The 8,672-nt window shown below is 67.4% G+C and carries 4 protein-coding genes; 1 reads left to right on the top strand and 3 read right to left on the bottom strand.

The features are described 5' to 3' along the window. Together ACFV88_RS35445 and ACFV88_RS35440 are read right to left on the bottom strand one after the other, a co-directional pair. A partial coding sequence (locus ACFV88_RS35445) for an AMP-binding protein (protein WP_385496325.1) occupies nucleotides 1-1,118 on the bottom strand: 1,118 nt, incomplete at its 3' end. Between the two features lie 236 nt (nucleotides 1,119-1,354). After that, nucleotides 1,355-2,560 (bottom strand): MFS transporter, encoded by a 1,206-nt coding sequence (locus ACFV88_RS35440; protein ID WP_385496324.1) that lies wholly within the window; start codon nucleotides 2,558-2,560, stop codon nucleotides 1,355-1,357. 908 nt (nucleotides 2,561-3,468) lie between these two features. On the opposite strand from ACFV88_RS35440, the gene ACFV88_RS35435 reads away from it, so the two are divergent. Next, nucleotides 3,469-3,966: a hypothetical protein gene (locus ACFV88_RS35435; RefSeq protein ID WP_385496323.1), complete on the top strand. Its 498-nt coding sequence runs from the start codon at nucleotides 3,469-3,471 to the stop codon at nucleotides 3,964-3,966. A 75-nt stretch (nucleotides 3,967-4,041) separates the two neighbouring features. Here ACFV88_RS35435 and ACFV88_RS35430 read toward each other — a convergent pair whose 3' ends face one another. Continuing rightward, complete coding sequence (locus ACFV88_RS35430) at nucleotides 4,042-8,586, bottom strand: amino acid adenylation domain-containing protein (RefSeq protein WP_385496322.1); 4,545 nt, start codon at nucleotides 8,584-8,586, stop codon at nucleotides 4,042-4,044. Nucleotides 8,587-8,672 lie beyond the last annotated feature (86 nt).

Here is an 8,672-nt window from a genome sequence, read left to right as displayed (position 1 = left end):
CGGGCGAGTCCTTCGCCGGTGAGGTAGATCTCGCCGGGGACGCCGGGGGGTGTGAGGCCGAGGTGCCGGTCGAGGAGGTAGAGAGAAGTCCCGGGGACAGGACGGCCGATGCCGGGCGCGGCCGGCCAGTCCCGGGGATCCCCGGTGAGGAAGAGAGAAGTCGCGTGATGGGTCTCGGAAGGCCCGTACTGGTTCTCCAACACCACCCCGTCCAAACCCGCCAGCATGGCTCGTATCCGAGAGGTGAGGACAAGCGCTTCCCCCGAGACAAAGATGTGGCCGAGTGCGAGGTCTCTGGGGTTTTCAGTCCAGGAGACGGCGAGTTGGGCAAGGTGCGCGGGTGAGAGATACACACGCTCCACCCGCTCACGCGCCAGGAGTTCCAACAACTGCTCGGTGTCCCGCTGAGCGGCCTCCCCCACCAGCACGAGCCGACCACCCCGCACCAGCGTCGCAAAGATCTCCAGGAACGACACATCGAAGCCGACGGAGGCGAGTTGGAGGCAGACCACCGACGCCTCGCCGAGATATCGGTCCCGGTGGAGGTCGAAGTGGACGACGTTGCGGATGGTGCGCCAGGTGACCCCGATCCCCTTCGGAGTACCGGTCGAACCGGACGTGAACACCACGTACATCAACGTGTCCTGACGACGCGGCCCGACGGGAGGCGTATCGGGAAACCCCGCCAACCCACCGACCCCCTGGGCCCCCTCGGCCTCCTCGACCACAAGCACCGTCCGGACACCCGAAACAGGAAGCTCCGACAGCAGATCACCCGTCGTGAGAACAACACCCGCCCCCGCAACATCGAGCATGTACGCCAAACGCTCCACCGGCAACGCCGAATCCAGCGGCAGATACACACCACCCGCCTTCGCCACGGCCAACAACCCCGCAACAGCCCCGACACCACGCCCCAGACACACCCCAACCACCACCTCAGGACCCACACCCACCGACCTCAGACGATGAGCCAACCCATTCGCCCAACCATCCAACTCCCCATACGTCCAACGCTCCCCACCACACTCCACCGCCACCACACCCGGCCCCGACGCAACCCTCGCCTCGAACAACCCGAGCACATCACTGCCGACGTCGTGGATCGATTTGTTCATCTTCTACGCTCCATCAGCCGGGACAACTGCTCGGGGAATGAGAAGGCGCGCTCTCGCATGAAGCCAGCATCGGCGCCGTACTGAATTTCCGGGCCCTGCGATCAATGAATGCTAACGACCCGCCCCGGCGTTGTTGTGATGAAAACGGTTCGGGAAACGCCACCGACGTCCCGCCGGCGGGACGGGCGGTCCGGACTCCGCCGGTTTCACGATTCAATGCTGTTATCGTCGGTCGGCTACGTCCGCCGCGCGGCCGAGGCCCGGTAGGCCAGACCGACGGCCGAGACCAGGCCGAGCAGCAGAATGCCGATCGCGGCGAACCGCAGGGTGGCGCCGCCCCCGAAGCCCGCCACCAGCGGTCCACCGAGCGCCGTCCCCAGTGGTACGGACAGCACCCGCACCGAGGAGTTCGCCGCGAGGACCTGCGGGAGCAGCGCGGGGGGCGTCGAGCGCTGGAACAGCGTGGTGGCGAGGGACGAGTAAGGCGGCCAAAGCACTCCGGCAGCCGCGAACGAGGCGAGCGCAACGATGTTCGGGACGTCGAAGCCGATCGGGAGCATGGCCGCACCGAACGCGATGACAATGCCGGTCGTGGTCGGCCACAGTCGCCAGCGACTCAGATATCCGGTCAGCATCCCACCGATCAGCGCGCCAATTCCGAAGGAGGTGTAGAAGGCGGCGAGCAGCGCGGCCGATCCCCGCATCTCCTCCGAGACGTGCAGCGGCAACGCCACATACACGGGTCCGAAGAAGAAGAAGAACCCGAAGCTGAGGACCAGCAGCCCGAGGAGCGCGGTATCGCGCCGGATTACTGTGAGTCCGCTGGAACGTGAGGTGTCGTCGGATTCCTGCGGGAGCGGGGGGAGCGATTTCGCCGGGATGAAGAAGAGGAAGGTGGCGGCGAGCACCGCGAAGGTCGCCGCGTCGGCGGCGATGACGGTGGCCGCCCCGCCCCAGACGATGAGCGGCGCGGCGATCATCGGTCCGACGACGGTGCAGAACGAGCCGATGGTGGACAGCACGGCGTTGCCCGCCAGATGGTCCTGTTGCGGCAGCACCCGGGCGAGCAGCGTGTAAACGCCAGCCTGTCCCCAGGAATGCAGCACGGAGGAGGCGGCCAGCAGGACGACGTACAGCCAGGTGTTGAGGGCGCCCAGCGCGTATGCGATCGGAATGGCGCCCAGGGCACAGGCCCGCACGATGGCGTCCCAGCCCGCCAGTTGCGTCGGCGACCGGTGGCCGAGGACCCGGCCGAGGACCAAGGCGCCCACCGCTCCGGGCAGGGTGTAGGCCGCTGCGGCCGCCGCCACCCAGATGCCGCGGTCGGCTTCCGGTGCCAGCTGGAGCGCGAACCAGCTGACCGCGACCACGGCCATGCCGTCGCCCAGCGAGGACAGGGCGAAACCGGGTAGCAGCCTGCGTAAGGTTCGGTGACGGACCACCGGCCAATAGGGCGATGACCGCATGATGCTCTTCAGGGTGGAGACCACTCATCTTCTCGATTCAGCGAGTTCGTCCAGGTCCGGGCCCGCCCAGTCTTCTTCCGAAGGCCCGGCGGGCAGTGGGGTTTCGCGCTCAGCGCAGTGCGAGGGCCTGGGCCGCGTCGAGTCGAGTCGAGTCGAGTCGCGAGGGAAGTCCAGCGTTGCCGTGAGACCTCGGACCGATGAGGTTGGCCCGAAAGTGACGAGCCGGAGTCTCGGGCGCGTCAGCGCGGCTGATAGGTGCACGCGAACTTCACGCCGTTGATGTCCAGCGCGTAGAAGCTCTGCACTCCGTCGGAGTCGATGACGATGCCGGCCTGTTAGACCCGCAGGAACGTCTGTACCACGGACTCGCGCGCGGCATGCCATCGGGCGTGGCAGTTCCGCAACTCCTGTCGGCTGCGGACCTCGACGCATACGTGTGGGAACTGGTTGCTGTCCGCGGGAGGCGGGGTGCCGTAGTCGGCCCCGCGGGTGAACAGGTGGAAACGGAGCCTGCCGGCGGTAACTCCCGCCAAGCGGGAGAGGCCGGGAGGCCATTCGATGCTGAGTTCGGAGAACGTGCCCGGAGCACAGGTCAGTTCTGCACCGAAGAATGCCGACACCAGGCGGTTACCTCCGAACTCCCCTGTGCCGGAATTCGACAAAGTGGTTGCCAGGGCTCTGTTGTCTCGCCAGCGAGACGCAGAACGACCGGACTCAACCGTGACGGGCGACGTTCTTCGCCCCGCGCCTCGACCGCCGGTTCGCGTAGCCGATAACCCGATAGCGAGGAGAGAATGTAGATGGCCAAGCGCACCCTGATAGCCGCGGGAACACACTTCGAGAGGACGTTCGACTACTCTCGTGCCGTGCGCGTGGGGTAGTGGGTGACCGTCGCCGGCTGCACGACCGCCGCTCCCACGCTGGAGGCCATCGGCCAAGTCCACCTCGACGTCTTCGCAGACATCCGGCCGGCCAGCACCATCGTCGAGGTGACGACGCTTACCTACCCCTCCCTTCTGGTCGAGGTGGAAGGCGACGCCGCGGTCAGCGGTCGGGACGCGACGGAGTCCGCATTTGCGTACCGGAGTCCTGATCCTGCACTCGGTGACGACGGCGAAGGACGTCATCGCCGTGGACGACATTTCCGGCGGTCGATTCGTACTCGGCATCGGCGCGGGATCGGTCGGTGCCGGCGACTCGGACGTCGTCACCCGGCAGCACTTCTCAAGCGGGTACGGACCGAGCGCTTCGAGGAGTTCGCCGAACTGACGGTCACTCTCCTCGTGCTGCACTGGCCCCGGGAAGAGGGCGTGTACGCCGCAGACCCGGACATCCTGCATCGCGTCGCGGGTGAGGTGCTTCCCCGAGTCCGGCAGCTGTGACGGCGGGGAACCGCCGGCCACCGTGCACTGCGCGCGCTTCGGCGGGAGCCGCGGCCCGTGCGTGGCGTCTTCGCATCACCCCTCGGTGTCAGCCGAGCCGGCCGAAGGGGTGCCTGGCCGTCGCATCGGGCGCAAGGCGGGGCGGGCCTTGCGCATGGGTCGCAGCCGTAGGGACAGTTGATCGATCGTGGGCGCGTCGAAGATCTCCGCGATCTGTAGCTCGATCCCGAGCACCGCACGGATTCGGCTCACCAAGCGTGTGGCCAGCAGCGAATGACCGCCACAGGCGAAGAAGTCATCGTCGATCGACACCGGCCGTCCGAGGATCTCGGCGAAGATCCGGCACAGGGCGACCTCCCGCGGCGACCGGGGACGACGACCGTGCGGGAGGAACGTCGGATCTGGCGCCGGAAGAGCCCTCAGGTCCAGCTTGCCGTTCGGCGTCAGCGGCAGGGCTTCCAGTACGACGACGTCCGAAGGCGTCATGTACTCCGGCAGCCATGTGGCCATGTGCGCTCGTACGGAAGTGATCAGCTCGCCGACGCGGCGCGAGCGGCCGGGGTCGTTGGCACATGCCGCCCAGCCTCCGCCCTCCCGGTAGGCCGCCCACATCTGGGGGAGGTGGGTTCCGACCAGGGGCTTGTCGGCGCCGTCGACGAACACCGCATCGAACCTGTGCTCCTCTCCGTCGGCGGGCCAGGTGGCGGCGGCCCGGTAGCCGAGATCCGCGGCGAGGGCGTGCACTGCCTCCGGATCGACGACCACCTCGGGCAGCGGTGCTGCTTCGGCCCCCAGGTGCCCGTCCAGGGCGCGCATCGCCGACACATCGGAGCGAAGGCGTGCGTTCGTGATACCGGTGACCCGGAGCCGAGCCGGCCGCCGGACACCGAGATGCTCCCGCAGGGCCGCGAGGTCACCGAGACTTCGCCAGCCGATGCTCGGCGCGCCGGAGACGTCCGCCACCAGAGCCCCGGCGGTGTGCAGGATGACGTCGTATCGGTGACGCGTCAGCTCATTGTGCGTCCAGCCGCGACGGAGCTGAATGTCGACGCCGCCCAGTCGGGACAACTCCGGTGCCAGTTCATGGAAGAACTCAGGGGCGACAAGCAACTCCCTTTCGTTGCCGACACTGCGGCCCACCGCGGCGTCGATCGCATCCGGTTCGCCCCGACCGCCGTGCCGGGCGAGATGGACCGACGTCCAAAGACAGCGCAGGAGTCGGAGGTTGCGGACATCCCCCACGAACACGGCTCCCCCGGGCGCGACAAGGTCCATGAGAGCCCTCAGGACTCCCGCCAGGTACTCGGCGCTGGGAAAGTACTGCACCACCGAGTTCAGGACGATGGTGTCGAAGTGGCCGGTCGGCAGCCCGTCCAGCACATGCGCGGGCTGATGACGGAGCTCCACCCGGCCGTCCAGGTCCGGGCGCCGGGAGACCTTCTCCCGCAGTCTGTCGATCACATCGCCGGAAACGTCCGTGCCCCAATAGGACTCGCAGTGCGTTGCGATCTTGGAGAGGAGCAGACCATTGCCCACACCGATCTCCAGGACACGGCGCGGTGTCAGGGCGGTGATCCGTTGGACGGTGGTCTCGCGCCATTCGGACATCTCGCGCTCGGGGATCGGCTTGCCGTCATGGACACTGGTCCAGATGGCGAAGCTGTCCTCGATGGGCGCGTCACCTGTCGGCAACACGTCCCGGTAGAGAGCGTCGTACACGTTCTGCCAATCGTCCACCTGCCGTCCGTCCGGTCCGGTCGGGCGATCCGCCGACCAGCCTGGCCGCGGCACTGCGTAGGCGACCAGCGCCCGATCGCCCGCCGGGGTCTCGCGGACGCATACGGCGGCCCGCTCCACCTGCGGATGCGCCGCGGCGACGGCCTCGATCTCACCGAGTTCGATCCGGTATCCGCGCAGCTTCACCTGGTGGTCCGCGCGGCCCAGGCACTCCAGTTCGCCGTCAGGGGTCCAGCGCGCCAGATCGCCGGTCCGGTACATCCGACTTCCCGGCACGCCGAACAGGTTGGCGACGAATCGCTCGGCCGTCAGACCGGACCGCCCCATGTAGCCCCGGGCCAGTCCGAGACCACCGATGTACAGCTCTCCGGTGACTCCAACCGGGACCGGGTTGAGGTGGTCGTCGAGTACGTACACCTGGGTGTTCCACAACGGCTCGCCGATCGTCGGCGCTCCGGGGGTGCCGACGAGGACCTTCGCTGTCGAATAGATCGTCGTCTCGGTGGGTCCATAGAAGTTCGTCGCTTCCGGCGACAGCTCGTGCATCGTGGAGCCGAGTTCGGCGGGCAGGACCTCCCCGACCGTCAGCATCCTCACGCCACGAAGGCTCTCCGGGTCCGCCTCGGTGAGCGCATGCCACATCGAAGGGGTGGCCTGCATGATGGTCGCGGCGCACTCCCGAGCCAGACGTGCCAGAGCGTGGACGTCCTTCATCGACTCCGGCTCGGCGAGCACCAGGCACCCACCCGTGACCAGCGGCAGGAGGATCTCCACAGCCGCGATGTCGAAGGCTATCGTCGTGATCGCGAGGAACCGGTCCTGTCGACCGGGCGCGAGTCGGTCGCCCACACAGGTCAGCAGGTTGACCAGCGCGGCACGCGGCACGACGACACCCTTGGGGCTGCCGGTGGAACCCGAGGTGTAGATGACGTAGGCCGGGTGGCGGGAGTCGATCTCGGCCATCGGGGTCGGAGTGGTGTCCGGCTGGTCACGCAGCAGGGCCTCGGTGGCCCGATCGTCGAGGACGAGGAGCGGCGCGGGCCCGTCGGGCAGTCCGGTCGCCGCGGGCACCGTGGTCAGCACCAGCGTCGCAGCGGAGTCCGCCATGACATGGGCGACCCGGCCGGGCGGCTGATCGAGGTCGAGCGGCAGATAGGCAGCGCCGGTCTTGAGGACTGCCAGCAACGAGGTCACCATCGCAGCCGAGCGAGGCACCGCGAGTGCGACAACGTCCCCCGGACCGATTCCCCTCGCCACCAGAAGATGGGCGAGCGCATTGGCCCGTGCCTCTACATCACGGTAGGTGAGTTGGTCCTTGCCGCACGTCAACGCGACCGCCTCGGGGGCGCGCCAGGCGAACTCCTCGAAGGCCCGGATCGGGCTGTCATCGACCGCGACGGCCCTGTCGGTTGCATTCCAGGCGTGGATCAGCGTGCCCGTCTCCTCGGTGCTCAGGGCGGAGAGGCGGGACAGCGGCCGATCCGGATTCTCGGCGATGCTTCGCAGCAGAATCTGCAGATGTCCGACGAGGCGCTTGACCGTGGCCGGCAGGAAGAGGTCGGTGCTGTACAGGAGGGAGCCGTCCAGCTCGTCCTGACGCGCTTGGAACCGTAGCTCCAGGTCCATCGCGGTGCTGTGGTCGTCTCGCGGAACGTCCTCCACCACCAGCCCTACCGGCTGTCGGAGGACCTGATCACGGACTCCGTCGAACCGAATCTGGCAGATGGGTGCTCGGCCGAGGTCAGGCGTGGGGGCCAGCTCCTCGACGATGCGCTCGAAAGGCAAGCCCTTATGCGCGTGTGCCTCAAGCGAGGCTTTCCTTACCTTCTCCAGCAGTTCCAGAAAACTCGGGTCGCCGGACCACTGGACGCGCAGGGGCAACAGATTCACGAACGACCCGATGATCCCCTCCAGCTCTGGCCGTTCCCGGCCCGATACCGCAGTGCCCGTCACGATGTCGGTAACACCGGTGTACCTGGCGAGCAGGACATCGAGGGAGGTGAGCAGAACCGTGTGGAGCGAGGTTCCGCGATCGTGCCCCAGCTCGCGCAGCCGGTTGGTGACGTCCGCCGGAACGGTGAAATCCATCTTGCCCGCGCGACCACTGAGCGTCCGGGGACGCGGCAGGTCGGTACGCAGGTCCAGAGCGGAGGGCGCACCTTCGAGTAACTTTCGCCAGATGCTCAGCTTCCGTGTGGCTTCCTCGCTCTGCGTCCGGCCCTGTTGCCAGGCGGCGAAGTCGGCAGGGCGGACGGGCAGAGGTGGAAGTGGCGACGGCCGACCCTCCCTGAACGCTTCGTAGAGCGCGGAGAGTTCGCGCCACAGAATGTCCATCGACCAGCCGTCGACGACCGCCTGATGGAAATTGATCATCAGAATGTGGCGATCGTGCCCCACGGTGAACAAGCGGGCACGCATGAGTCGCCCCACCGTGAGGTCGAACCCCCGCGCCGCGTCCTCCCCGGCCAGCCGGATGGCTTCCGCCTCCGCCTCTTCGGAGCTCTTGGTGGAGAGATCGACGAGGTCGAAGGGGACCTCCGGCCCCGACCCCGGTGCGGGAAGGATCTGTATCAGCCCATCGGAGGAATTCTCGAAACGTACCCTGAGCGCGTCGTGCCGACGCCAGACGTGATCGAGGGAAAGCCGAAGCGACGCCACATCCAGCGGACCGGACACGGACCACAGCGTGGCCACCACGCACACACGAGAATTCGGCGTCAGCTGTTCAAGAGCACAGAGTTTCCGTTGCGCGGAGGAGACGATGATGCCTCCGGAAGGCTGCGGCACATCGTTGTCAATGGCCCCCCTTTCGACCGCACCCGCCCGCAATCCGTGCGGGCCCGGCCTGATGAACTCCTGCTGTTCAGGAATCAGATGATCCATCGGCACTCCGTCGCGAGATTCCCGTGAGCTGAGATCTGACACTCCGGGCAGCATACGGATGCCATCCGCCCAAAAGGCCTTCCGGC

The sequence above is a fragment of the Streptomyces sp. NPDC059816 genome, from assembly GCF_042732055.1.
Lineage (GTDB): Bacteria > Actinomycetota > Actinomycetes > Streptomycetales > Streptomycetaceae > Streptomyces.
Note: the sequence above shows the minus strand (reverse complement) of the source record. Positions and strands in the feature narration are given on the sequence as shown.